The organism is Neisseria sp. P0021.S006 (genome assembly GCF_051956895.1).
In genome coordinates this window covers 1-792 of the sequence record NZ_JBQCWZ010000622.1, presented here as the reverse complement: position 1 = coordinate 792, position 792 = coordinate 1, and the positions used below count along the sequence as shown (strand labels likewise).

At 44.4% G+C, this 792-nt stretch carries 1 protein-coding gene; it reads right to left on the bottom strand.

Features of this window, described 5'->3' with window-relative positions:
- The coding region (gene trpA / locus ACTHUM_RS16095) for a tryptophan synthase subunit alpha (protein ID WP_440403435.1) at positions 1-526 on the bottom strand (526 nt) is incomplete at its 3' end.
- Positions 527-792: the final 266 nt, after the last annotated feature.

The window sequence follows — 792 nt, the reverse complement described above, 5'->3', positions numbered from 1 at the left end:
ATACATAATACACAAAACCGCCGGCTACTTTGGCAATCGTTTGAATACGCTCCTCAGTTGTTGTTGGCGCAATAAGGAAAATACAATCAATACCTTGCGCTTTCAACGAGTCATGCAAAGGCGCAATGGTTTCTACCGGAGAATCCACGGTCAACACGCCATCTACGCCTGCCTCGGCAGCCGCTTGCGCAAACGCCTGATAACCCATTTTATGTACCGGGTTCAAGTAACCCATTAACACAACCGGCGTTTTATCATTGGTTTGGCGGAACAAGCGTACTGTTTCCAATACATCGCGCAAAGAAACATGATTTGCCAACGCCCTTTCAGCCGCACGTTGAATAGTCGGGCCATCCGCCATAGGGTCAGAAAACGGCACACCTAGTTCCAAAATATCAGCACCATTAGCCACCAGGCTATGCATCAATGCCAAGGTTGTCTCAAGGCTGGGATCACCCACCGTAATATAAGGAATCAGTGCTTTTGCGCCATTGAGCGCTGAGAAAGTTTGTTGGATTCTGCTCATTTTCTGCTATCCATTTCATCGATTTGAATGTTGTCCGGCAGCCTGTTTATTCTGCCGTTACATTTGTTTTAAAAACCTCAGTCTGCCATGAAAAGGCGGTATCTATCCGCATTATCTAATGACTGGTTCTTTCCAATCGGCAAACAAGAGGCTAAGTATAACATTTACGGCTACTTCATAGAATCATTTGCAATCAAGATTCTGATATTTTGAAAGCAATGTAAAACAATAAAGGCCGTCTGAAAATCATTCAAGCAGCCTTTGTT